22 protein-coding genes and 1 pseudogene are annotated in these 24,064 nt (G+C 74.7%); 11 read left to right on the top strand and 12 right to left on the bottom strand.

The genetic code is table 11. From position 1 onward, the window contains the following. Positions 1-82 precede the first annotated feature (82 nt). Positions 83-1,492, bottom strand: a complete 1,410-nt coding sequence (glnA, locus tag CP968_RS23670; RefSeq protein ID WP_150519909.1) for a type I glutamate--ammonia ligase — start codon at positions 1,490-1,492, stop codon at positions 83-85. 184 nt (positions 1,493-1,676) lie between these two features. On the opposite strand from glnA, the gene CP968_RS23665 reads away from it, so the two are divergent. Continuing rightward, entirely contained in the window at positions 1,677-2,144 is a 468-nt protein-coding gene (locus CP968_RS23665) for an RDD family protein (protein WP_150519908.1), read from the top strand. A 135-nt stretch (positions 2,145-2,279) separates the two neighbouring features. On the opposite strand, the gene CP968_RS23660 is transcribed toward CP968_RS23665, so the two are convergent. From CP968_RS23660 to lipB, 4 genes are all read right to left on the bottom strand, one after another. Further along, a complete protein-coding gene (locus tag CP968_RS23660) occupies positions 2,280-2,978 on the bottom strand; it encodes a DUF4191 domain-containing protein (protein WP_150519907.1) in 699 nt (232 codons plus the stop codon). Positions 2,979-2,996: 18 nt separating this feature from the next. Further along, entirely contained in the window at positions 2,997-3,185 is a 189-nt protein-coding gene (locus CP968_RS23655) for an SCO2195 family GlnR-regulated protein (protein ID WP_150522085.1), read from the bottom strand. Between the two features lie 257 nt (positions 3,186-3,442). Continuing rightward, positions 3,443-4,393, bottom strand: a complete 951-nt coding sequence (gene lipA / locus CP968_RS23650) for a lipoyl synthase (RefSeq protein WP_150519906.1) — start codon at positions 4,391-4,393, stop codon at positions 3,443-3,445. Between the two features lie 108 nt (positions 4,394-4,501). Then, positions 4,502-5,299 (bottom strand): lipoyl(octanoyl) transferase LipB, encoded by a 798-nt coding sequence (gene lipB / locus CP968_RS23645; protein ID WP_150519905.1) that lies wholly within the window; start codon positions 5,297-5,299, stop codon positions 4,502-4,504. Positions 5,300-5,596: 297 nt separating this feature from the next. On the opposite strand from lipB, the gene CP968_RS23640 reads away from it, so the two are divergent. Continuing rightward, on the top strand, positions 5,597-7,039 hold the full coding sequence (locus CP968_RS23640; protein WP_150519904.1) for an NsdA family TPR-like regulatory protein: 1,443 nt from the start codon (positions 5,597-5,599) through the stop codon (positions 7,037-7,039). A gap of 93 nt (positions 7,040-7,132) precedes the next feature. Here CP968_RS23640 and CP968_RS23635 read toward each other — a convergent pair whose 3' ends face one another. The 3 genes from CP968_RS23635 to CP968_RS23625 form a co-directional block, all read right to left on the bottom strand. Continuing rightward, complete coding sequence (locus CP968_RS23635) at positions 7,133-8,404, bottom strand: NAD(P)/FAD-dependent oxidoreductase (protein WP_150519903.1); 1,272 nt, start codon at positions 8,402-8,404, stop codon at positions 7,133-7,135. Between the two features lie 255 nt (positions 8,405-8,659). Continuing rightward, positions 8,660-9,547, bottom strand: coding sequence for a TIGR01777 family oxidoreductase (locus tag CP968_RS23630; RefSeq protein ID WP_150519902.1), 888 nt, complete (start codon positions 9,545-9,547; stop codon positions 8,660-8,662). A 112-nt stretch (positions 9,548-9,659) separates the two neighbouring features. Beyond that, the gene (locus CP968_RS23625) at positions 9,660-10,430 is read right to left on the bottom strand and encodes a VIT1/CCC1 transporter family protein (RefSeq protein WP_373304065.1); all 771 of its coding nucleotides are present in this window, start codon (positions 10,428-10,430) and stop codon (positions 9,660-9,662) included. 90 nt (positions 10,431-10,520) lie between these two features. Here CP968_RS23625 and CP968_RS23620 point away from each other — a divergent pair, with 90 nt between their 5' ends. Continuing rightward, positions 10,521-11,639 (top strand): PP2C family protein-serine/threonine phosphatase, encoded by a 1,119-nt coding sequence (locus CP968_RS23620; protein ID WP_150519901.1) that lies wholly within the window; start codon positions 10,521-10,523, stop codon positions 11,637-11,639. Between the two features lie 52 nt (positions 11,640-11,691). On the opposite strand, the gene CP968_RS23615 is transcribed toward CP968_RS23620, so the two are convergent. Further along, positions 11,692-11,943, bottom strand: coding sequence for a hypothetical protein (locus CP968_RS23615; RefSeq protein WP_150519900.1), 252 nt, complete (start codon positions 11,941-11,943; stop codon positions 11,692-11,694). A 130-nt stretch (positions 11,944-12,073) separates the two neighbouring features. Between CP968_RS23615 and CP968_RS23610 the strand changes: the two are divergent. Next, positions 12,074-12,436: pseudogene (locus CP968_RS23610) on the top strand (ArsC/Spx/MgsR family protein); the annotation flags it as partial. A gap of 16 nt (positions 12,437-12,452) precedes the next feature. Here the strand turns inward: CP968_RS23610 and CP968_RS23605 are convergent. Next, positions 12,453-13,325 (bottom strand): Gfo/Idh/MocA family protein, encoded by an 873-nt coding sequence (locus CP968_RS23605; protein WP_229886374.1) that lies wholly within the window; start codon positions 13,323-13,325, stop codon positions 12,453-12,455. A gap of 294 nt (positions 13,326-13,619) precedes the next feature. On the opposite strand from CP968_RS23605, the gene glnII reads away from it, so the two are divergent. Then, positions 13,620-14,639, top strand: coding sequence for a glutamine synthetase (gene glnII, locus CP968_RS23600; protein ID WP_150519899.1), 1,020 nt, complete (start codon positions 13,620-13,622; stop codon positions 14,637-14,639). 509 nt (positions 14,640-15,148) lie between these two features. Further along, positions 15,149-15,766 (top strand): winged helix-turn-helix domain-containing protein, encoded by a 618-nt coding sequence (locus CP968_RS23590; protein ID WP_150519897.1) that lies wholly within the window; start codon positions 15,149-15,151, stop codon positions 15,764-15,766. 87 nt (positions 15,767-15,853) lie between these two features. Here CP968_RS23590 and CP968_RS23585 read toward each other — a convergent pair whose 3' ends face one another. Both CP968_RS23585 and CP968_RS23580 read right to left on the bottom strand, forming a co-directional pair. Continuing rightward, the gene (locus CP968_RS23585) at positions 15,854-17,317 is read right to left on the bottom strand and encodes a PepSY-associated TM helix domain-containing protein (RefSeq protein ID WP_150519896.1); all 1,464 of its coding nucleotides are present in this window, start codon (positions 17,315-17,317) and stop codon (positions 15,854-15,856) included. A 74-nt stretch (positions 17,318-17,391) separates the two neighbouring features. Continuing rightward, positions 17,392-18,348, bottom strand: coding sequence for a hypothetical protein (locus CP968_RS23580; RefSeq protein ID WP_150519895.1), 957 nt, complete (start codon positions 18,346-18,348; stop codon positions 17,392-17,394). Positions 18,349-18,413: 65 nt separating this feature from the next. Between CP968_RS23580 and CP968_RS23575 the strand changes: the two genes are divergently transcribed. The 5 genes from CP968_RS23575 to CP968_RS23555 all read left to right on the top strand — a co-directional run bounded on the left by CP968_RS23575 (position 18,414) and on the right by CP968_RS23555 (position 24,024). After that, positions 18,414-19,013 (top strand): rhomboid-like protein, encoded by a 600-nt coding sequence (locus tag CP968_RS23575; RefSeq protein WP_229886357.1) that lies wholly within the window; start codon positions 18,414-18,416, stop codon positions 19,011-19,013. Between the two features lie 156 nt (positions 19,014-19,169). Further along, the gene (locus CP968_RS23570; RefSeq protein WP_150519894.1) at positions 19,170-19,964 is read left to right on the top strand and encodes a tyrosine-protein phosphatase; all 795 of its coding nucleotides are present in this window, start codon (positions 19,170-19,172) and stop codon (positions 19,962-19,964) included. An 81-nt stretch (positions 19,965-20,045) separates the two neighbouring features. Next, positions 20,046-21,968, top strand: coding sequence for a hypothetical protein (locus tag CP968_RS23565; protein ID WP_373304066.1), 1,923 nt, complete (start codon positions 20,046-20,048; stop codon positions 21,966-21,968). Positions 21,969-22,087: 119 nt separating this feature from the next. Next, the gene (locus CP968_RS23560; RefSeq protein ID WP_150519892.1) at positions 22,088-22,984 is read left to right on the top strand and encodes a metal-dependent hydrolase; all 897 of its coding nucleotides are present in this window, start codon (positions 22,088-22,090) and stop codon (positions 22,982-22,984) included. Further along, entirely contained in the window at positions 22,981-24,024 is a 1,044-nt protein-coding gene (locus CP968_RS23555; RefSeq protein ID WP_150519891.1) for a PDR/VanB family oxidoreductase, read from the top strand. The genes CP968_RS23560 and CP968_RS23555 overlap by 4 nt, the downstream gene beginning before the upstream one ends. Positions 24,025-24,064: the final 40 nt, after the last annotated feature.

Genomic DNA, 24,064 nt, shown 5'->3' with positions numbered 1-24,064 from the left:
GAGCGCTCCCCCGGCATGCGGAAGGCCCCGCCGGCTCTCCTGGAGAGCCGGCGGGGCCTTCGGGGCGCGGGTGCGCGGGTTCCTAGATGTCGAAGTACATCTCGAACTCGTGCGGGTGCGGGCGCAGGGCGATCGGGGCGATCTCGTTCGTGCGCTTGTAGTCGATCCAGGTCTCGATCAGGTCCGGGGTGAAGACACCGCCGGCCAGGAGGTACTCGTGGTCCTCCTCCAGCGCCTTGAGGACGGCGTCCAGGCTGGTCGGGACCTGCGGGACGCTCGCGTGCTCGTCCGGAGAGAGCTCGTAGAGGTCCTTGTCGATCGGCTCCATCGGCTCGATCTTGTTCTTGACGCCGTCGAGGCCCGCCAGCAGCAGCGCCGCGAACGCCAGGTACGGGTTCGAGGACGGGTCCGGGGCGCGGAACTCGACGCGCTTGGCCTTCGGGTTCGAGCCCGTGATCGGGATGCGCATCGCGGCGGAGCGGTTGCGCTGCGAGTACACCATGTTGACCGGGGCCTCGAAGCCCGGGACCAGGCGGTGGTAGGAGTTCACCGTCGGGTTGGTGAACGCCAGCAGCGACGGGGCGTGCTTGAGGATGCCGCCGATGTAGTAGCGCGCGGTGTCCGAGAGGCCCGCGTAGCCGGCCTCGTCGTAGAACAGCGGGTCGCCGTTGGCCCACAGCGACTGGTGCACGTGCATGCCCGAGCCGTTGTCGCCGAAGATCGGCTTCGGCATGAAGGTCGCGGTCTTGCCGTTGCGCCAGGCGACGTTCTTCACGATGTACTTGAAGAGCATCAGGTCGTCGGCCGCGGCGAGCAGCGTGTTGAACTTGTAGTTGATCTCCGCCTGGCCGCCGGTGCCGACCTCGTGGTGCTGGCGCTCGACCTGGAGGCCCTGGGCGTCGAGCTCCAGGGAGATCTCGGCGCGCAGGTCCGCGAAGTGGTCGACCGGGGCGACCGGGAAGTAACCGCCCTTGTAGCGGACCTTGTAGCCGCGGTTGTTGTCCTCGGAACCGGTGTTCCAGGCGCCGGCCTCGGAGTCGATGTGGTAGAAGCTCTCGTTCGCCGCGGTCGCGAAGCGCACGCTGTCGAACACGTAGAACTCGGCCTCGGGCCCGAAGTACGCGGTGTCGGCGATGCCGGTGGAGGCGAGGTACGCCTCGGCCTTCTTCGCGATGTTGCGCGGGTCGCGGCTGTAGGCCTCGCCCGTGATCGGGTCGTGGATGAAGAAGTTGATGTTGAGCGTCTTGTCCTTGCGGAACGGGTCCAGGCGCGCGGTGCTGATGTCGGCGCGCAGCGCCATGTCGGACTCGTGGATCGCCTGGAAGCCGCGGATGGACGAGCCGTCGAAGGCCAGCTCCTCCGCGGGGTCGAATGCCCTAGCCGGGATGGTGAAGTGCTGCATCACACCAGGCAGGTCACAGAAGCGGACGTCGACGAACTTGACGTCGTTCTCCTCGATGTACTGCTTCACTTCGTCGGCGTTCTGGAACATCCAACTCCTCCTACTCCCACCCCGGGGCAGGGGCGGGTTTTATAGCTCGTGGTGCGTCAGTGCGGTGCCGCACGCTGACCCGACCATAAGCAGACGGGATTTCTCAAGCATGACCCATTTGTTTCGCACAAGTTAACCAGGGTCCCGCCACGGTGCCGTGGAGCCGCACAGGTACCGTGTTCGGGTGGACAACAGGCAAGCAATCGGATCGTGGCTCTCCGGCCCCCGCGCGACCGCCGAGGACATGGGCGTCGACTTCGGGTACCCGGGGCAGCGCCTCGGCCTCCCCCGGGAGGGGCCCGGGTCCGTGGCCCGGTTCGGGCGCCGGATGGGCGCCGTGGCCCTGGACTGGATCGGCTGCCAGCTGATCGCGTACGGACTGATCACCGGCGGCGAGCTGGCCGGGACCGGCAACTGGACGCTGGGGATCTTCGTGGTCCTGACCGTCCTGACCGTCGGGACCGTGGGCTTCACCCCGGGCAAGCGGATCGTCGGGCTCCGGGTCATCGCGGAGGACGGCGGCCGGCTCGGCCTCGGCCGGGTCGTGCTGCGCACCCTGCTGCTGGCCCTGGTCGTCCCGGCCGTCATCTGGGACCGCGACGGCCGCGGCCTGCACGACCGGCTGGCCCGCGCCGTCCAGGTCCGCATCTAGCTCCGCGCCGAGGCCCCCGTCCGGGCCCGCGCCGCGACGGGAGAAGCACGAGAGGCACGAGAGAGAGGGGGTGTCCCCGAGCCGGTCGGCTCGGGGACACCCCCTCTCGTATACGAAAAGCGGATGAGCGTCCGGTCAGCGCGTCTTTCCGCCGCGCGGCATCCGCATGCCCTTGGGCATCGGGCCCTTCGGCAGCGGCATGTTGCTCATGAGGTCGCCCATGGCCCGCAGCTTGTCGTTGACCTGGGTGATCTGGGGCCCGGCCAGCACGCGCGGCAGCTTGAGCAGGGTGGTGCGCACCTTCTTGAGCGGCACCTCGCCCTCGCCCGTGCCCACGATGAAGTCGTGGACCGGCACGTCCGGCATGATCCGGGCCAGCTTCTTCTTCTCGTTCGCGAGCAGCGGCTTCACGCGGTTCGGGTTGCCCTCGGCGATCAGCACCACGCCGGCCTTGCCGACCGCGCGGTGGACGATGTCCTGCTGCCGGGTCATCGCGACGGCCGGGGTGGTCGTCCAGCCCCGTCCCACGTTGTCCAGTACGGCCGCGGCCGCACCCGGCTGCCCCTCCATCTGCCCGAAGGCAGCCCGCTCGGCCCGTCGCCCGAAGACGATCGCCATCGCGAGGAACGCCACCAGGAAGCCCAGGATGCCCAGGTAGACCGGGTGGCCGATCAGGAAGCCGATCGCAAGGAAGACACCGAAGGTGACGATTCCCACGCCCGCGACGATCAGACCGACCTTCGGGTCGGCCTTGCGCGTCATTTTGTACGTCAGGGCGATCTGCTTCAGTCGCCCGGGGTTCGCAGCAGTCTCTGCGTTTGACTTCCTCGCCATAAGGCGAGTTTACGTGGCCTACGGGGTGCGGGTCGCCGCGGCCTCAAGTACGTGTTCGGTTTCGACCCGGTCCTTGGCCCGGCGCCGGTCCTCCAGGACCGCCGTCCAGGCGTTCCTGCGGGCACCGCTCATCAGCAGGGACTCGAAGCCCCGGAAGGCGTCGGAGAAGGAGGGGAGGGGGATGGCGCGTACGGGCGCGGCCTGCATGATGTCGATCCCTTTCACGGAATTCACGTCGACAGAGCGGGTGCGGTGCGGGTGCGGAGCGGTTGCGGTGCGTGGGTCCAGCGTCACTCACCGGTGTTACCAGGGCGTGACCGGCCGGTCAAATGTGATGGACACGTTGCAAACACGACGCGACCCGCCGGGCTCCTCCCGAGAAGAGCCTAGGGGCCGCGTCCGTGCGCATTACTCATTGGTAAGACTTTGTGCGCGAGTTCACACACTCCGTACGGTAGCGCGCGTCACACGCTCGCCGCTCGCTTCTCCATCGCCTGCTGGTAGAGGCGGCCGGCCCGGTAGGACGAGCGGACCAGCGGGCCGGACATCACGCCGGAGTAGCCGATCTCCTCGGCCTCCTTCGCCAGCTCCACGAACTCGGCGGGCTTGACCCAGCGCTCGACGGGGTGGTGCCGCGGCGAGGGCCGCAGGTACTGGGTGATGGTGATGAGCTCGCAGCCGGCCTCGTGCAGGTCCTTGAGTGCCTGCGTCACCTCTTCGCGCTCCTCGCCCATGCCGAGGATCAGGTTCGACTTGGTCACCAGGCCGTAGGCGCGGGCCCGGGTGATCACGTCGAGGGAGCGCTCGTAGCGGAAGCCGGGGCGGATCCGCTTGAAGATCCGCGGCACCGTCTCGACGTTGTGCGCGAAGACCTCGGGACGGGAGGCGAAGACCTCCTCCAGCAGCTCCGGGACCGCGTTGAAGTCGGGGGCCAGCAGCTCGACCTTGGTGTGGCCGCTCTCGCGGCCCGCCGTCTGCTGGTGGATCTGGCGCACGGTCTCCGCGTACAGCCAGGCACCGCCGTCGGGCAGGTCGTCGCGGGCGACGCCGGTGATGGTGGCGTAGTTCAGGTCCATGGTGACCACGGACTCGCCGACGCGGCGCGGCTCGTCCCGGTCCAGGGCCTCGGGCTTGCCCGTGTCGATCTGGCAGAAGTCACAGCGCCGGGTGCACTGGTCGCCACCGATGAGGAAGGTGGCCTCGCGGTCCTCCCAGCACTCGTAGATGTTCGGACAGCCGGCTTCCTGGCAGACCGTGTGCAGCCCCTCGCCCTTCACCAGGGCCTGCATCTTGGTGTATTCGGGGCCCATCTTCGCCCGGGTCTTGATCCACTCGGGCTTGCGCTCGATGGGGGTCTGGGCGTTACGGACCTCGAGGCGCAGCATCTTGCGTCCGTCGGGTGCGACTGCGGACACGACCGGCTCCCTGTGACTTCGATTCTTCGGCGCCCACCAGGGTACGCCCGTAATTTCGTACGCTCTTACGTCGGGCAACCCGGGCGCCGCCGAACGCATTCCCGATGGTCAGCCCGCGGCGGGCTCGACCTCCCGGGGCCGGAGCTCCGCCTGCTCCAGGACGTCCTTCAGATGCCGCTCCACGACGGGCAGCACCTCGGCGATGGTGATCTCGCGGCCCAGTTCGTACGAGAGCGAGGTCACACCCGCGTCCCGGATGCCGCAGGGCACGATCCGGTCGAACCAGGTGTTGTCGGGGTTCACGTTGATCGCGAAGCCGTGCATGGTGACCCCCTTGGCCACGCGGATGCCGATGGCGGCGAGCTTGCGGTCCTCGCGGCGCTGGCCCGCGTTGGACGGGGCGTACTCGGGGCCGTTGAGGCGGGCGTCGAACTCGTCGTCGTGCATCCGCGGGTCCAGGTCGAGCGAGAGGCCGCCGATCGCCGGGCGCTGCTCGACCGGGTCGCCGAGCACCCAGACGCCGCTGCGGCCCTCGACGCGGGTGGTCTCCAGGCCGAAGTCGGCGGCGGTGCGGATCAGCGCGTCCTCCAGGCGGCGGACGTGGGCCACCACGTCCACCGGGCGGGGCAGCTTCATGATCGGGTATCCGACCAGCTGGCCCGGACCGTGCCAGGTGATCTTCCCGCCGCGGTCCACGTCCACGACCGGGGTGCCGTCGAGCGGGCGCTCGCTGGGGTCGGTGCGCCGGCCGGCGGTGTAGACCGGCAGGTGCTCCAGCAGCAGGCAGGTGTCCCCGACCTCGTCCGCGAAGCGGGCGGCGTGCACCCGGCGCTGCTCTTCCCAGGCCTCGGTGTACTCGACGGATTCGGGTCCGAAGCCCAGATGGACAAACCCAAGCTCAGCCACCGCAGCGCCTCCTCGTTGAACCTGCTGTGTGCACGTATCGCACCAGCCAAGGGTACGGCGGCGCCCCGCGGCCCTTTCAGGGGCCCGGGGCGCGGGTGCGGGGACGGGCCATGGGCGGGTCCCCGCCGGACCGGCGCTCGTTCCCGGCCACGGGGCGGCGTCCACCTCGGGTTCCGTTCTGCACACGATCGGATGAATGTGGGACAGACGGGGCGGTACGAGGCGCGTTCGCCGCTACATTCACGCCGTTCACAGGGCCGGGCCCCCGGTCCGTCACGTCAGGAGACCGTGGAGCCGATGACGGAACGACCTGCCCAGCGCGTCCCCAACCGGCAGCTCGCGGCGCTGATCGAGGAAGCCGGGTTCTCCAACGCCGGTCTCGCCCGCCGCGTCGACCAGCTCGGTCTGGAGCACGGTCTCGACCTGCGGTACGACAAGACCTCCGTGACCCGGTGGCTGCGCGGCCAGCAGCCCCGCGGCACCACCCCCGCGCTGATCGCCGAGGTCTTCACCCGGCGGCTCGGGCGGCGGCTGTCCGCGCAGGACCTCGGGCTGGACGCCTGTGCGCCCGTGTACGCGGGGCTGGAGTTCGCGGCCACGCCGGAGGAGGCGGTGGACATCGCCAGCGGGCTGTGGCGCAAGGATTCCGGTTCGCACGCCGAGCTCCGCAAGATCGCCTTCACCCCGGCCGGGCTGGTCGTGCCCAGCCGGGACTGGCTGATCGGGCGGGCCGACGAGCGGGTGGGCCGGGGCGGGGACCCGGGCGCGGTGCGGGTGCCGGTCCAGGGCCGGGCCTCGGTGCCCCGGCAGCGGCAGGTCGACCGCGGGCCCGGGCAGCGGGTGACCGGCGGGGACATCGCGGCGCTGCGGTCGGTGAGCGAGCTCTTCCGCACCCTGGACCGGACCTACGGCGGCGGCCACGCCCGGCAGGCCCTGGTGCGCTACCTGGAGCACGAGGCCGAGCCGATGCTCCGCGGCACCTACGGGGAGACCACCGGGCGGCGGCTGTTCTCGGCCGCGGCCGACCTGACCCGGCTCGCGGGCTGGACCTCGTACGACATCGCCGCGCACGGCCTGGCCCAGCGGTACTTCGTGCAGGCGCTGCGGCTGGCGCAGGCGGCCGCGGACCGGCCGTACGGCAGCTACGTGCTGGTCACGATGAGCCGGCAGGCCGTCTACCTGGGCCACGGCCGGGAGGCGGTGCAGTTGGCCCGGGTGGCGCAGCAGGGTGTCGGTTCGGGGCCGCCGCCGGTGGTGCAGGCGCTGATGCACTCGGCGGAGGCGCGGGGCCACGCGGTGCTCGGCGAGGTCCGGGCGGCGACGGCCTCGCTGGTGCGGGCGGAGCGGGCGCTGGGTGCGGCGCGGCCGGGGGACGAGGTGCCGCACTGGGCGCGGTTCTACGACGAGGCCCAGCTGGCGGACGAGTTCGGCCACTGCCACCGGGACCTCCAGCAGTACCGGGCCTCGGCCCAGCACGCGGAGCGCTCGCTGCAGTTGCGGGCGCCGGGGTACGCGCGGTCGCGGCTGTTCTGCCGGGTGGTGCTGGCGACGGCGCGGCTGGGTCTGGGCGAGCTGGACCAGGCGTGCGCGCTGGGGGCGGAGGCGGCGCAGCAGGCGAGCGAGATGCGGTCGGTGCGCGCGGTGGAGTACGTACGGGACTTCGAGCGGCGGCTGGAGCCGTACCGGGACGCCTCGGCGGTGCGGACCTACCGGGACCGGGTGGCGGCGCTGCCGTCCTGAGGGCGCCCGGTCGGGCGCGTACGGGCCCGGGCCCGGGGGTCCGGGGCCGGGTCCGTACGCGGGGCGGCCGGTGCGGCGGCGACCGCGGTGGGTTCAGGCCGCGACGGGCAGGGCGGGCTCCTGGGGTGCCGGGAGCGGGATGCCGAAGTCGCGCAGGACGGCGTGGGCGGCGCGGCGGGCCGAGCGGAGGGCGCCCTGCACGGTGTTGGTGTCGCGGTGGTCGCCGCACACGTACAGCCCGGCGAGGACCCGGACCGGGCGCCGCGGGTCGTACGGCGGGGGCATGGCGGGCACGGCCTCCGGGGTGTGGTGGACGGCGAGCAGCTCCCAGTCCCGGGTGGCGCTCTCGTAGAGCCGGGCCAGCCGGGAGGCGACGGTGCGGACGGGGGGCGGCGGCCCGAGCACGGTGGTCGTGACGAGGCTCCGGCCGGCCGGGGCCCGCGTCGGGTCGACCGCGCTCATCACGGCGGTGTGGGAGACGGGCCAGGCCGGGTCGGCGTCCAGGAGCAGCGAGCCGTCCCAGGGCAGCGGTCCGGCGGTGGCGTGGTGCAGGACGGTGACCTCGTGGAAGGCGGGCACCCGCAGGCCGGGCAGGAGGTCGGCGGCGGCGCGCGCTCCGGTGGCCAGCAGGACCGAGCGGCAGTCGAAGGTGCCGTGCTCCTCGGTGGTGACGCGGTTGGTGGCGACCGAGCGGACGCGGACGCCGGTGTGCACGGTGTCCGGCGGCAGGGCGGCGGCCAGTTGGTCCGGCAGGGCCGCCGCGCCGCCCTCGGGCACGGCGAGCCGGCCGCGGGCGAAGGTGCGCAGGGCCAGGTCGGCGACGCGGCTGGAGGTGGTGAGCTCCGGGTCGCGCAGCAGAGCCGAGAGCAGCGGCCGCAGGACGCCGTGGGCGGTGCGCGGCGGCAGGCCGCGGGAGCGCAGGGCGGCGCGGGCGGTGCGTTCGGGGCGGGCGAGCAGCTTCTCCTCGGGCAGGGCCGCGAGCCGGCCGAGGGCCGCGCTGAGCCGTGCCTGGTCGAGGGAGCCGCTGGCGAGGGCGCGGGCGGGGGTGAGGGCCCCGGCCCGCAGCTGCCGGCCGTCGGTGTGGACGAGGACCCCGGGCGCGAAGGGGCGCAGGGTCAGGGCCTCCAGGCCGGGCGTGCGGGACAGTTCGGCGGAGGCGGTGGTGAGCAGTTGGCCGGTCCGGTCCAGCCGGAACCCGTCGGCCGAGGCGGTGGCCATCCGGCCGCCGGCATCGGCGGCGGCTTCCAGGACGGTGACCGTGACCCCCGCTGCGATCAGGTGCTGCGCGGCCGCGAGTCCTGAGACCCCGGCCCCTACGATGACGACGTCCGCGTGGTGTGCGGCATGGTGTGAGCTGGTGAGCACGTGCCCCTCCCCGAGGTCGGCCCGGCTGTGTCTCGTCCTCCTTTCCCCCGACGGACTCCACCGGAACCCGAGTTCGGGATGGTATTACGGTCAACTCCGGTCGCACAGTGGTCATGTTCCGGACGTACGGCGGCCGTACTGCGATCGCGGCGCAGTCGTTCTGCGTCACATTCAGGTCGTGAACGGTCGGGCGACAGCTGCACGGCCGCACGGGCGCATGGGCGCCCGCGCGGGGCCGGAGGGCGGGCGGCCGGGTCAGAGCGCGGCCCGGATCGCCTGCTCGATGCCGGGGTCGCGGAAGACGAAGCCGGACTCCAGCAGGCGGGCGGGCCGCACCCGCTGGCTGCCGAGGACGTCCTCGGCGAACTCCCCGAGCACCGCGCGCAGCGCGACGGCCGGTACCGGCAGCACCGCGGGGCGGCGCAGCACCCGGCCCATGGCCGCGGTGACCTGGCTGTTGGTGAGCGGTTCGGGGGCGGTCAGGTTGACCGGGCCGGACAGGGCCGGCGTGTCGAGGAGGTGGCGCAGCGCGGCGACCTCGTCCCGGAGCGAGATGTACGACCAGAACTGGCGGCCGCTGCCGAGGCGGCCGCCGACACCGGCCCGGAAGATCGGGAACAGCCGCGCCCAGGCGCCGCCGTCGCGGGCGACGACGAGCCCGGTGCGGGCGAACGCGGTGCGGATGCCGGCCTCGCGGGCGGGCGCGGCGGCGGCCTCCCACTCGACGCAGACGGAGGGCAGGAACCCCTGCCCGGCGGGGGCGTCCTCGTCGACGGAGCGGGCGCCGGTGTCCCCGTAGTAGCCGATGGCCGAACCGCTGACCAGGACGGCGGGCGGCTGGTCGAGGGCGGCCGCCGCCCGGGCGATGGCGGTGGTGCCGAGGACCCGGCTGTCGCGGATCTCGCGCTTGTACGCGTCGGTCCACCGGTGGTCGCCCACGCCGGCCCCCGCCAGGTGCACGACGGCCCCGCAGCCCGCCAGGCCGGCGGCGTCCACCTCGCCCCGGGCGGGGTCCCAGCGCGCCTCGTCGGCGGCGGCGGGGGCCCGGCGCACGAAGCGGACCACTTCGTGCCCGTCCGCGCGGAGGGACCGTACGAGGGCCTGGCCGATGAGTCCGGTGGAACCGGTGACTGCGATGCGCATGGCCCCATCCTGCCCCCGCGCCCTGCCGGCCCGGCCGGACCGACCCGCCGGAACGCGTCCCCCACCGCCCGGCCCCGGGGCCGCGCCGGGCGGATCGGGGGTGGGGCGGGGGTCAGGCGTTGCCGATCCAGGTGCCGACCGCGTAGGTGACGGCCATGGCCAGCGCGCCGCCCGTGATGTTGCGCAGGACGGCCCGGCCGGCCGGGGCTCCGCCGAGCCGGGCGCTGACCACCCCGCACAGCGTCAGCGCCGCCAGCACGGCCGCCACCGTGACCGGCACCCGGACCGAGGGGCCCGGCAGCACGATCGCGAGGAGCGGCAGCAGCGCCCCCACCGTGAAGGCGACGAGGCTGGCGAAGGCCGCGTGCCACGGGTTGGCCAGTTCGTCGGGGTTGATGCCGAGCTCCACGCTGGCGTGCGCCCGCAGCGCGTCCCGTCGGGTCAGCTGCTCGGCGGCCTCGCGGGCCACGTCCCGGCCCAGTCCGCGGGCGGCCAGCAGGTCGGTGAGTTCGTCGAGCTCCGCTTCCGGTTCCTCGGCCAGTTCCCGGCGCTCCAGGTCGAGGGCGGCCCGCTCGGAGTCCCGCTGGGAGCTGACGGAGACGTACTCCCCCGCCGCCATCGACAGCGCGCCCGCCAGCAGTCCGGCCACGCCCGCCGCCAGGATCGCGGAGCGCGAGGTGGTGGCTCCGGCGACACCGACCACCAGGCCGGCCGTGGAGATGATCCCGTCGTTCGCGCCGAGCACCCCCGCGCGCAGCCAGTTGAGCCGGGTGCTGATCGCGCCGCTCGCCGCGCCGTCCCCGGAGCCGTGGGCCTCGATGTGCGCCCGCGTCGGCGCCCTGCCGGGGGCCGGGGCGGGACCGGGGGCTTCGTCGTCCGTCACGCTCCCCACTGTCGCGGGCCGGACCCCGCCCGGCCACCCGGAGGCCCGGTCCGGGGTGCGCGGCTCCCGACCCGGTACCAGGGTGGAGGGGTGAGACGCGGACGCGAGGACCGGGAGGGGCTGCACGGGGAACCGCCCCCGCAGTGGGCCCGGCTCGCTCCCGCCGTGGCCCTGGTCGTCCTGGTGCTCGCGCAGCGCATCACCCCCGGAGACGTGGAGATCGGGTACTTCCTGGCGGGCCTGCCCCCGGTGGCGGCCTTCGCGTACGGGGCCGCCGGGACGGCGTTCTTCGCCGCCGTCGTGCTGGTGCTGCTGGGCGTACCCGCGCTCGGCATCGCGCACGCCCGCGGCTCGGACCTGGCCACCGTGGCCGCCGTCGGTCTGCTGAGCGTCGTGATCGCCTGGGTGCGGAGGCGGCGCGACGCCCAGCTGGTCAGCGTGCGGACGGTGGCGGAGGCGGCCCAGCTCGCCGTGCTGCCGCCGCTGCCCGAGCGGGTCGGCCCGGTGCGCTGCCACGGCCTCTACCGCGCGGCGCACCGCGGCACCCTGGTGGGCGGCGACCTGTACGACGTACGGGCCGGGCCCTACGGCGTGCGGGCGCTCGTCGGCGACGTGCAGGGCCACGGCCTGGCGGCGGTCGGGACGGTGGCCGCGCTGCTCGGCGCGTTCCGCGAGGGCGTGCTGGACGACGCGGAGCTGGCGGCGGTGGCGGCCCGGCTGGACCGGCGGCTGGTCGCGGACAACGCGCAGTCGGCGGACGCCGACGCCGGGCCGCCGGAGCTGTTCGCGACGGTGGTGCTGCTGGAGTTCCCGCCGGGGCGGGACGTCGTACGGGTGCTGTCCTGCGGGCATCCGCCGGCCCTGCTGCTGCGCGGGGCCGCGGTGCGCGAGCTGACGGTGGAGCCGGGGCCGCCGCTGGGGTTGGGGCTGGGCCTGGCCGGGCCGCTCCAGGCGGTGACGGCCGAGCTGCGGGTGCGCTCCGGGGACCGGCTGCTGCTGCACACCGACGGGGTGACGGAGGCCCGGGACCGGGCGGGCCGGTTCTACCCGCTGGAGGCGCGGCTGCCGGTGCTGGCGAGGGACCGGGCCGGGCTGGTCCAGGCCGTCTGGCGGGACCTGGCCGCCTTCACGGACGGCGGCCCCCGCGACGACGTGGCCCTGCTGCTGCTGACCCTGGACGGCGGCGGCGCAAGACCGGCGCCGCCCTGAGCCCGCCCGCACCGCGGCCCGGACGGCCCGCCGGGCGCGGGCCGCGGCCGGTCTACGACTCCCGGATGAAGGCGCGGACCATCCTGCAGGTGACGTTGGACGGCCGGCGGATGCCCGTTCGGACCGCCATGGTGCGGATCTTCCGGTTGGTGGCGCGCCGCGCGTCGTACGTGCCGGAGTCGAGCAGGGATATCGCCAGCCGCATGGCCTTCAGGCGGCGGTTGTGGCTCTCGTACCACTCGCGGGGCAGGCCCGCCGGCAGCGGCTTCTTCTTGACGTGTCCGACGATGGTGGCAGTGGCCATCTACAGCCTCCCAAACGGTAGTTGGCTTCCTGTCGTGCTCCTTCGATTTTACCGGGGACCACTGACAAAAGCCCCTGGCCGGACGGGCCCCCGACCGGTGCCCCCGGCGGGCCTGGACAGGGTCGGCGGCATGGAGATCTGGATCAACCCCGCCTGTTCCAAGTGCCGTGCCGCGCTCACCCTGCTGGACGCGGAGGGCGCCGACTACACGGTGCGCCGCTACCTGGAGGACGTGCCCTCCGCGCAGGAGATTTGCGGGGTGCTCGGGCGGCTCGGCCTGGAGCCGTGGGACATCACGCGCACCGCGGACCCGCTGGCCCGCGAGACGGGCGTGGCGGACCTGCCGCGCGAGGGGACCGACGCGGTGCGGGAGCGCTGGATCGCCCACCTGGCGGCGCACCCCGGGCTGATCCAGCGCCCGATCATCACCGCCGAGTACGGCACGGCCGTGCTCGCCCGCTCCGACGAGGCCGTCCGCGAGGCGCTGTCCCGGCGGGCGGGCCGCCGGGTCAGTCCGTCGGGAGCTGGGACTCCGCCTCGGCCAGGATCTGCGTCAGCCGGGCTCCGAACTCCGCGTCGCGCGCGTCGGCGACCCCGGTCCGGGCGGCGGTCAGCAGTGCGTCCAGGGCCCGCCCGTAGGCGTCCGGTACGTCCGTCCAGTCGGGCAGTTCGTACACGCCCTCGGCGCCGCGCAACTGGAGGCCCACGCCGGCGGCGGCCTTCGGCGCGCCCAGGCTGAGCACGGCCGTGCTGGCGGCTCCGGAGGCGTGCCGCAGGGCCAGCTGGACCACGTCGGAGGGGCCGCGGGTGGCGCTGACGGCCGTGACGTCGCCGAGGATCGGGATCAGGACGGACAGGGCGTGCGGACCGACGTCCCACAGGCCGCCCTTGGCCCTGCGCCAGGGCGAGTCGGCGTACTGGCTGGGGGCGCCGTCGGGCGGGAAGACGGCGCCGAGCCAGTGCGCGGCGGCGGTGAACCAGCCCGAACGGCCGACCTGTTCGGCCACCCAGCCGCAGGTGGGCTCGGCGAAGCGCAGCGTCAGGAAGACGACGGAGGCGACCTGGTGGCGGCGGGCGGCGTCCGCGACGGCCCGGGCGTCCTCGACGGTGGTGGCGACGGGTTTGTCGAGCAGCAGGTGGCAGCCGGCGGCCGCCGCCCGCACGGCCAGCGGGGCCTGCACGTCGGGCGGCAGGGCGAAGGCCACGGCGTCGCAGTCGGCGAAGAGGGCGTCGGGGTCTTCGTACACCGTCACGCCGTGCGCCCGGGCCAGCTCGGCGGCGGCCTCGGGCCGGCGGCCCCAGACCCCGGCGAAGTCGGAGCCCGCGTGCGCGGCGAGCGCGGGGGCGTGGGTGTGGTGTGCCCAGGGACCGGTTCCCAGCAGTCCGACCCGGGGTCGGCGGCCTGCGGAGGACTGATCGGCGGCACTCTCGGCGGGGTCGCCGGCGGAGTTCACGTCAGACAAGATGCTCACCCGGCCAGTCTGCCCCACCCGGCCGGCCGCACCGCCCCCGCCCGTCCCGCACCCGTACGAACCGCCCCGCCCGCCCGCGAACCCCGGTAACACGGGGTTCACACACGGGCAACGGAGGGGAAATCGCGGCCGGGCACGCTGCGGTCATCACCGCGGCGACGAGGCGGCGGCCGGCAGCACCCGCAGAGTCTGAGGATGGGGCCCGTGAGCTACAAGGCTGAGTACATCTGGATCGACGGCACCGAGCCGACGGCGAAGCTTCGCTCCAAGACGAAGATCCTCGGCGACGGCGACGCGCTGCCGATCTGGGGCTTCGACGGATCGAGCACGAACCAGGCCGAGGGCCACGCCTCCGACCGCGTCCTCGACCCGGTGTTCTCCTGCCCGGACCCGATCCGCGGGGGCGACGACGTCCTCGTGCTGTGCGAGGTCCTGAACATCGACATGACCCCGCACGCGTCCAACACCCGCGCGCTGCTGCGCCCGGTCGCGGAGGAGTTCGCCGGCCAGGAGCCGATCTTCGGCATCGAGCAGGAGTACACCTTCTTCGACGGGTCCCGGCCGCTCGGCTTCCCGGTCAACGGCTTCCCGGCCGCCCAGGGCGGCTACTACTGCGGCGTCGGCTCGGACGAGATCTTCGGCCGCGACATCGTCGAGAAGCACCTGGACCACTGCCTCGCGGCGGGGCTGAGCATCTCCGGCATCAACGCCGAGGTCATGCCGGGCCAGTGGGAGTTCCAGGTCGGCCCGGTGGGCCCGCTGGAGGTCTCCGACCAGCTGTGGATCGCGCGCTGGCTGCTCTACCGCACGGCCGAGGACTTCAACGTCTCCGCGACGCTGAACCCGAAGCCGGTGAAGGGCGACTGGAACGGCGCGGGCGCGCACACCAACTTCTCCACGAAGGCGATGCGCGAGGACTACCGCGCGATCGTCGCCGCCTGCGAGGCGCTGGGCGAGGGCAGCAAGCCGCTGGACCACGTGAAGAACTACGGCGCGGGCATCGACGAGCGTCTGACGGGCCTGCACGAGACGGCCCCGTGGAACGAGTTCAGCTACGGCGTCTCGGACCGCGGCGCCTCGGTGCGCATCCCGTGGCAGGTGGAGAAGGACGGCAAGGGCTACATCGAGGACCGCCGCCCGAACGCGAACGTGGACCCGTACGTGGTGACCCGCCTGATCACGGACACCTGCTGCACCGGCCTGGAGAAGGACGGCCTGGTCTGACCGGCCGCCGCCACCGCGCACCGTACGGGCCGCGCCCGCCGGGCCCCCGCGGCCCGGCGGGCGCCGGCGCGTGCGGGCCCGCGGGGAGGGTGACCGGCATGCGGGACGGGGTCGTGGAGACCGCTGGAGGACGGGCGGCCTCGGAAGAATATTTTGTCGGGAATGCAGGGGTATGACGGCGAGGTGAACGCTGAATATGAGATTCCGATCCACGGGCTGAGACGGACCCTGCCCGGGGAACGCTCCTTCTGCTTGAATGACCGCATGGCCAGCCACTCGTACACCTCGTACACCTCGTCAGGTCGCAGCGACCTCGAGCCGTTCTGGCCTTCTCGCCAGGACCACGATTTCGACCGGGTGTGTTGCCGCGCGAAGAACGCGCCGGCCCTCTAAAGCCTCCGGGACGTCCTGTCCGACCTCCCCCCGGGGCCTTCGGTCTGCGCGGTGCCGACATCGACGACGTACGCACGTCTTCTGCCGACCACTCCGCGTGAAAGAGCTGACCACTCATGGCGAACACCCGTTCCCTCACCTCCGCCGCCTCCGCAGCGACCGCCCCTCCCCTGACCTTCCCTCCCAGTCCGCGCCACCGCCTGCGCGCCGTCGACCGCGACGAGGTGGCCCGGGTCGTGGACCTGCTGCCGCCGGGCGCCACCTGGCTGCCCGCGCCCCAGCACACGCTGCCCGCGCTCCCCGGACAGCCCCCGATGATCGGCTACCTGGTGCTGGTCCCCGCCGACCAGCAGCCGCCGGCCGGTTTCGCGCCGCACGGCTTCCCGACCGCCGCCCCGCAGGCGCCGCAGGCCCCGGCCGCGGCCGGTCCGGGCACCGCCGCCACGGTCGGCGACCCCCTCGTACGGATCGACACGGCGCAGCGCACCGCCGAGGTCGACGGGACCGTGCTCGACCTGACCTACCTGGAGTTCGAGCTCCTCGCCCACCTGGTGAAGCACCCGCACCGGGTGCACAGCCGGGACCAGCTGGTCACCACGGTCTGGGGCTACGGCCACGTCGGCGACGGCCGGACCGTGGACGTGCACATCGCCCGGCTGCGCCGCAAGCTGGGCGCCTCCCACCGCGGCGCGATCCAGACCGTGCGCCGGGTGGGCTACAAGTACGCGCCCTGACCGGACCGTCGACCGCGCCACGGTGGGCCCGTACTCACGAGGGGGAGTACGGGCCCACCGGCCGTCGCGGGCCCGCGGGCAGACGGTCTAGGTCGCCCGCGCCGCCTTCGCCCGACGGCCGGCCGCGAAGCCGAGCGCGGCGTCGGCCACGAGGAAGACGGCCAGGCTGATGCCGAGCATCGGGACGAACCAGCCGACCGCGGCGGTCACGGCGACCACGGGCAGCACCACGGTCACCGGCAGCTTCCGCCAGGCCCCGCGCGGCTGGGCGCGGCCCGCGGACAGCGTGCGGTCCTTCGTCGGCCGGCGCAGCCACCACATGCGGTAGCCCCAGAAGACGAGGAACATCACCGCGGCGGCCAGCGCGGCCAGGGCGAGCTGGTTGGCGAGCCCGAAGGTCAGGCCCATGTGCAGGTCGATGCCGAAGCGGGTCAGTCGGGCGAGCAGCGGGTAGTCGGCGAAGCGCAGTTCGTCCATGACCCGGCCGTCGGCGGGGTCGACGGAGACGGCGTCCAGGTGCACCGGCACCTGCGCGTCCTTCTCCTTGACCACGTACCCCTTGCCGCGGGCCGGGAGCGTCACCTGGAGGGACTCGGTGACGCCGGCCGCCCGGGCGGCGGCCACGGCCCGGTCGATGCCGACGTCCGCGGTGGGCGCGGGCGGGGGCATCTCCATCCCGTCGGTCATGACGTGCCCGGCGTGCTCGTCGCCGCCCGCGGCGCCCGCGCCGGGGGTCAGCTCGGCGGCGACGGCGGGGGTGGCTCCGCCGAGGCCGTCCTGCACCCGGCCGATGTTCTCGCCCGCGTACCTCGACCAGGTCAGACCGGTGGCGGAGAGGGCGACGAGGCCGACGACGGCCCAGAGTCCGACGGCGCCGTGCCAGGACAGCGTGCGGCGCCGGCCGGTGGCCCTGCGGTCCGGGAGGACCAGCTGCGACCTCCGCTTGCGGCGGCGGCCGATCCACAGCGCGAGGCCGCCGAGGGCGACCACCCACAGCCAGCTCGCGGCGAGCTCGCTGTAGTTCCGGCCGAACGCGCCGAGCTGGAGGCTGGAGTGGAACTCGCTCAGCCAGGCCCGCAGCGGCAGTGCGTCGCCGACCGTCGCGAGCCGGCCGCGCACCTCGGCCGTGTACGGGTCGACGAAGACGGTGAGGGTCCGGCCCTCGGGGAGGCCCGGGCTCTCCATGATCACCCGGGTGGTGGCCCCGGCGTCGGGCGCGGGCCACACGGACACGACCTCGCCCCGGGGCTCCGCGCTGCGGGCGGCGGCCACCTGGGCGCTCAGCGCCAGCGGGTCGCCGCCGACCCGGGCCACGGTCAGCTCGTCGGAGTAGACGATCCGTTCGGCCTGCCAGGAGGCCGCGTAGAGCAGCCCGGTGGCGGCGGCCGCGAAGAGCAGCGGGGCGATGAGCAGGCCCGCGTAGAAGTGCATGCGCAGCAGCAGGGGCCGCAGCGCGGCCCAGCCGCCGCGGGGGGCGGGTGCCGGGGCGTCGGTGGCGGGGTCGGGGTCGGGGCCCGGCGGGCGGGCGTCGTGGAGCGCGTCGAGGGACATGGGGTTCCTAGGTGAGGGCGGGGACAGGGGGAATCGACCCCCGGTGTCGCCCCCTCCGCGAGGAGGAGCGCCGGTCAGGCGCGGGCGGGCCGGCCGGGGGCCGTGACGCGGAGGGCTCGGCCCCCGGGCGGCCCGCGGCGCACCGCGGTGTGGGCGTGTACGGCTCCGCGCAGGCGGCGCGGGCGTTCGCAGGGCGCGGGGAACACGGCCGGGGCGGGTGCGTGCGCCGCCCGCGCGCGGACCAGGACGCACGCGTGGGCGAGCGGCCGGGCGGCGTGGCGGGCGGCCGCGCGCACGGCCCGGGCCAGCCGGAAGACGGCGGCCTCGCCCCACGCCAGCCAGAGGGCGCAGAACAGTCCGGCGAGCACGTGGGCGGCGAGCATCCCGAACCCGCCGTGCCCGGCCATCCCGGCCATCTCGGCCATGTCCGCGAGGTCCGCGGCCCCGGGCACGTCCGCGAGGTCGGCGGCCCCCGGCAGGTGCGCGAGGTCGGCCGCCCCGGGAACGCCCCGCGGGCCCGCCCCGCCGGACACCTGCGTCAGGTCCGCCGCGGCGCCGGGGGCGTGCGTCAGGTCCGCTGCCCCGGCGTGGGCATGCGCCGGGGCCGGAGGGACGGTCGCCGTGCCGGGCGCGGCGCCCGGGTCCGGTGTGGGCGGCGTGCCGGCGGCGTGCGTCGCCGCGTGGCCGTGGGCCGTGCCGGGGGCGCCCGTCGGGGTGTGGTGGTGGCCGTGGGGCATCGGCGCGGGGCCGGGGCCGGCGGTGGAGCGGGTCGCCGCGGCCTGGCCGGCGGTGAAGGCGAGGTGCAGGGCTCCCTGGACGGTGAGCAGCGCCGCGGTGATGCCCACCGGCCCCCGCCGGTGCCCGGCGGCGAGCCAGGCGAGGACGCCGGTCACCCCGAAGGCCCCGAGAAGCCCCACGAGCGGAACATCCGCACCGGACATGTACGAATGCCCCAGCGCACCCAGAGCGACGCAGACCGCCGCGAACATCGCGGCCCGCGTGGCGCGCATCGGCGCGGGAGTCCCTGACATGGCCGGGCCATGTTCGCACGGGGCCCGGTGATGCCCGCCGGAGGGCCGTATCCGATCATGGGCGGGTGAATCCATTGCCATGGCCGGCGCCCCTGAGCACGGTCTACGCGGGCGGGGTGCAGCTCGGCTCGTACGCCCTGGAGCGGATCGGGGAGGCGGAGCGGGAGCGGCTGCTGCGCGGCTGCTCGACGAACGTCGACAACCTCACCGCCGGACGCTGGGAGACGCTGCTGACCAGCGCCTTCGTCGTCGAGGAGCCGATGCCGCTGCCGTACGCGCTGCTGCTCGTCGCCGTGCTGGGGTACGCCGAGTACGCCTACGGGGCCTGGTGGACGGCCGGGGTGTTCCTGCTCGGGCACGCCTCGGCGACCCTGCTGGTCTACGGCGTCCTGCACCGGACGCCCGATCCGCGCGTGCGGCGGGCGCTGGACGTGGGCACCAGCTACGGGTTCAACGCCGTGCTCGGCGCACTGACCTCCGCCCTGCCGTACGGGCCGGTCCGGACGGGAGTCCGGGCGGGGTTGGTCCTGCTGGCCGCCGCGCCGGTGGTCAAACGCGGCCGGACGTTCACGGACGCCGGGCACCTGGTGGCCCTGGGGGTCGGGGTCGGGGTCGGGGTGGTCGCCGATTGTCTTTCCGCGGCGAGACATCGGAAAATTGCGTGACCCGACAATGACACGAGTAAGCAGCCCCCGAGCCCCGCGTCGCCGTGCGGGCCGCACCCGGGGGACGCCCCGCACACCCCCGACCACCCACCGCTGACCACCCACCGCTGACCACAGACCGCAGACCGCAGACCGCAGACCGCTGGAGCCGACACGATGACCGCCACCCCCTCCACCACCGTCGCCAACCTCCGCGACCTCGGCGGCACCCCGCTCTCCGGCGGCCGCACCGTCCGTCCCGGCCTGGTGCTGCGCTCCGGCCAGCTCGACCGGCTCGACCTCGACGCCGACCCGGTGGTGGCCGCCCTCGGGCTGCGCACCGTCATCGACTTCCGCACCGAGGCCGAGCGCGCCGACCACCCCGACCGGGTGCCGGCCGGCGTCCGGGTCCTGGTCGGCGATGTGCTCGCGGACAAGATGCGGGCCGGCGGCATGCCCGTCGCCGCCCAGCTCAAGGACCTGCTGTCGGACCCGGCGGTCGCCGAACGGCACCTGGGCGGCGGGAAGGCGCAGGCCCTGTTCGCCGACGTCTACCGCTCCTTCGTGCGGTCCGCGTCCGCGCGGGCCGCCTACCGGACCCTGCTGACCGAGGCCGCCGACCCCGGGGCGGGCCCGCTGCTGTTCCACTGCACGGCGGGCAAGGACCGTACGGGCTGGGGCGCGACGGTCATCCTCTCCCTGCTCGGCGCGGACGACGAGACCCTGATGGCCGAATACCTGTCGGTGAACCCGGCCGTCAAGCGGGCCTTCGCCCCGATGATCGAGGGGTTCACGACGGCGGGCGGCGACCCGGACATCGCGCTCGCGCTGATCGGGGTCTTCCCCGCGTACCTGGAAGCGGCGCTGGACGAGGTCGAGACGCGCTACGGCTCCATGGAGAAGTACGTCCGGGAGGGCCTCGGCGTGCCCGACGGCACCGTCGAGGCGCTGCGCGCCCGCCTGGTGGCCTGAGCCCCGGCCGCCCTCAGCCCTCCGCCCCGGCGCGCGCGCCGGGGCGGGTGACCATCCGACGATTCGCTCGTTCTGCTGAACGTGACTGCGCCGGATACCGCCACCCGCCCCCTGTCTCCCGACGTCGAGCAGGCCGAGGCCGCCATCGTCGAGCACTACCCGCGGCTGGTGCGGCTCGCCTACCTGGTGCTGCCGCCCGCCCTCGGCCGCAACCGGCGGGTGCTCACCGCCCACGCGCTGGCCCAGCGGGCGCTGCCGCGCGGACGGCGGGAGCGGGAGGCGGTCCCGGCGGTGCGGGGCGGGGTGCCCGGTCAGCGCGGGGGCGCGCCGGAGGACTCCGGGTACGCGTACGTCCGGCTGCGCGTGCTGCGCGGCGCCCTGGAGGGCGGGCTGCCGCTGACGTTCCGCGCGCTGCCCCGGCGGGCGCAGCTGCCGCCGGCCCTGCCGCAGGTGTGGGGGCTGCGGCTGTTCCCGCGCTCGGGCGGGGCCGAGGAGCTGGCCCTCGACCAGTGGCTGGCCACGCTCGACGGGCCCGGCCGCGCGGCCTGCGTGCTGCGGGCCCTGGAGCGGCTGTCGGAGCCCGAGGTGCTGCGGGTGCTCGACGAGGCCGGGGTCGCGGACCCGGCCGCGGCGGTCGCGGGGTCCGGCGAACCGGCGCACGACGCGCTCTTCGCCTCTCCCGAGTTCGACCCGTGCGTGCTCCAGGCCCGGCCGACCGACCTGTTGCGCCGGCGCCGTCTCGTGCGGGGATCCCTCGCGGCCGCGGCGGCCCTGGCCGTGTGCGGGGCCCTGCTCGCGCTGCCGGGCGGGGGCTGGGGGGCCGACGGGGCCGCCGCCCCGCCGTACGCGCTCAACCCCGCGGCCGAACAGGCCCTGGACCCGGGCCGGCTGGTGCGGGCCGCGCCGACGCTGTGGCGCGCCTCGTCGCGTACGGACTTCTCCACCTGGCCGGCGCGCGGCGACCGGGCGGACGACGCGGCACTGCTGCGCCGGGCACTGGCCGTCTGGGCCCGGCCCGGGGCCTCGGTGGCCGTCTCGGCCACGCCGGGCACCCCTGCCGGGCCGGCGATGGGACCGGCGCAACTGCTGTTCGCGGGCACCGTCGACCAGGCCGTCGTGGTCCTGCTGTACGACGGGTTGCGCGTGGTGCGCTACGCGGAGCCGCGGGCCGGGACCGCGGGGGCCGCCCTCGATTTCGCCCGGACGGACGGGGCGTCGGCGCAGACCGCGGCCGCGCTGGTGCTCAGCCGGGTCGACGGCAACGTCCGCTACCTGACGGCGCCCTGGGTCACCGCCGTGGCCCTGCGGGACCTGCTGAAGCCGGGCGAGGGCCCGACCGCGCTGAAGACGACCCCGGACGGGGTCACCCCGCCGGTCGTCAGCCCGGCCCCGGCCGGGACCTGCAGCAGTTGGAACGCCCTGGCCCTGACCGGCGACGGCGCCACCCGGCTGATCACCGACCTCGGCGAGCTGACCCCGGCCCGGCTGACGTCGGGCGCGCCGGGCGCCGAGCGCGACGTGACGGAGGCGGCGGAGCTCGGCGACTGGTCGCGGATCGCCTGCCTGCTGCCCTCGGTGCGCTCGCACGGGGTCCGTACGGTCAACGCGTGGACGTACGCGAAGCAGCCGCTGCCGGAGGGCGGCGGGACGGCGGCCTGGCTGTGCACGCGGGCCGAGACCTGGCAGGGCGCGGCGGACCGGGTGCAGGCGCAGTTCCTCGCCCCGGGGGCGTCGGCGGCCGCACAGGCGGCCCGGGCGGAGGGGACGCCTGCGTGCGGGTCCCGGGAACCGCGGGTGCTGGCGGGCGTGCTGTGGAAGTCGCGGGCGGGGCAGTGGTACGTGGTCGCGGCGGGCAGTGCCCAGTTCGCCTCGGTGTCCGCGTCGGGCGGCGGGGTGAGCGGGACGGCGAACGGCAACCGGCTGGCGGTCAAGGCTCCGGCCGGGGCCCAGGTGGACCTGTCGGGCAGGCTCACGGACGGCTCCAAGGCGGGTTCGCTGCGCTGAGCCGGGCGCGGTGCGGGCTCGGTTCGGTCGGATGCCGGTCGGGTGCCGGTCGGGTGCCGGTGGCAGGAAGTGCGTGCAGAGGGGTTTTCCTCGCCTCTACCCATCAGTACATTGACGCCATGTCTAATACGCCGCTCGCGCCCGTCCCCGTGGCGTCGGAACACGTGGACCTGAGGCCCCGGAACGTGTCCTTCGGCTGGGAGGACACCCCGCTGCACTGGCTGCCGAAGGACCCCTTCGCCGGTCACATGATCAACGTGCTGCACCTGCTGCTCCCCGCGGGCGAGCGCTGGTTCGTCCACGTCTACAAGCAGGTGCTGCCGTACGTCGAGGACGAGCAGCTGCGCGCGGACGTCGTCGGCTTCATCGGGCAGGAGGCCATGCACGCAGCCGCCCACGACGACGTGCTGCCCCACCTGAAGCGGCTGGGCCTGGACCCGACCCCCTACACGGCGCAGGTGGACTGGCTGTTCGAGAAGCTGCTGGGCGACCGGACCCTGCCGCCGGGCCGGGCGAGCCGGTGGTGGCTCATGGAGCGGGTCGCGCTGATCGCGGCGATCGAGCACTACACGGCCTTCCTCGGCGACTGGGTGCTGAACGCGGACGAGCTCGACCGACGGGGCGCCGACCCCACCATGCTGGACCTGCTGCGCTGGCACGGCGCCGAGGAGGTCGAACACCGCTCGGTGGCCTTCGACCTCTTCATGCACGTGGACGGGGGCTACCGGCGCAGGGCCCGGACCTGGGCGACCGCCTTCTCCGCGCTGGTCTTCCTGTGGCAGCGGGGGGTGCGCTTCTTCATGGAGAACGACCCGTCGCTGGTCGACGGCAAGGCCTCGCTGGGCCAGTTCCTGCGCGCCGGGCAGCAGGGCGTCCTGCCCTCCGCGGGCGCCATGCTCCAGTCCATCCCCACCTACCTCTCCCGCACCTACCACCCCTCCCAGGAGGGCTCGACCGCACAGGCGGTGGCCTACCTGGCCTCCTCCCCCGGCGCGAACGGCGGTGTCCGCGGATGAGGCGCGTCCTGATGGCCACCGCCCTGGCGGGCGGCGCCTGGGCCGCCAAGCGCGCCCTGAACCGGCGCATAGGCCGCTCCCCGCTCTGGCCGCTGCCCGCGCTGGAGGAGCCCGTGTCGGGGCACTCCCCGCGACGCGCGCTGCGCGCGCTGGTCGTCTCCCGCACGGAGCCGGCGCACGGTGTCCTGCGCCTGGTCCTGGAATCCCCCGAGCTGCCCGCCTGGACGCCGGGCGCGCACGTCGACCTCACCCTGCCGTCCGGGCTCGTCCGCCCGTACTCGCTGTGCGGGGACCCGGCCGACGTCGGGCGCTACGCGGTGGCGATCCGCCTGGTCGAGGACGGCCGCGGCGGCTCCCGCGAGGCCCACGCGCAGCTGGTCGAGGGGGCGGAGCTGGAACTGCGGGCGCCGCGCAACCGGTTCGAGCTGGTCCCGGCGTCCTCGTACGCCTTCGTCGCGGGCGGCATCGGGATCACCCCGCTGCTGCCGATGCTCCGCGCGGCCACGGCGGCGGGCGCCGAATGGACCCTGCTGTACGGGGGCCGGTCGCGCGCCTCGATGCCCTTCCTGGACGAGCTGGCCGCGTACGGGGACCGGGTGACGCTCTGCCCGCAGGACGAGACGGGCCTGCCCGACCTGGGCCCGCTCGCCGCGGCCGCGCCCGGCACGCTGGTCTACTGCTGCGGGCCCGAGCCGCTGATGGCGGCCGTGGTGGCGGCCGCCGCCGACCCGGCCGCGGTCCGCCTGGAGCGCTTCGCCCCGGCGGCTGCCGGTGCGGCCCGGCCCTTCACGGTGGAACTGGGCCGCTCGGGGCGCACGGTGGAGGTCGCGGCGGACGAGTCGGCGCTGACGGCGGTGCGCCGCGAGCTGCCGGGCACCGCGTACTCCTGCGAGCAGGGCTTCTGCGGGACCTGCCAGCACCGTGTGCTGGCGGGCGAGGTGGACCACCGCGACGAGCTGCTGACGGACGGGGAGCGCGAGGACTCCATGCTGCTGTGCGTGTCGCGGGCCGCGGGCGACCGGCTGGTGCTGGACCTGTAGGGCGCCGTCCGCACGGGTTCGGGGCCGGGCGGAGAAGTTA

Origin of the sequence: Streptomyces subrutilus, assembly GCF_008704535.1 — a bacterium.
Lineage (GTDB): Bacteria > Actinomycetota > Actinomycetes > Streptomycetales > Streptomycetaceae > Streptomyces > Streptomyces subrutilus.
This window is presented reverse-complemented; position numbering and strand designations above follow the sequence as displayed.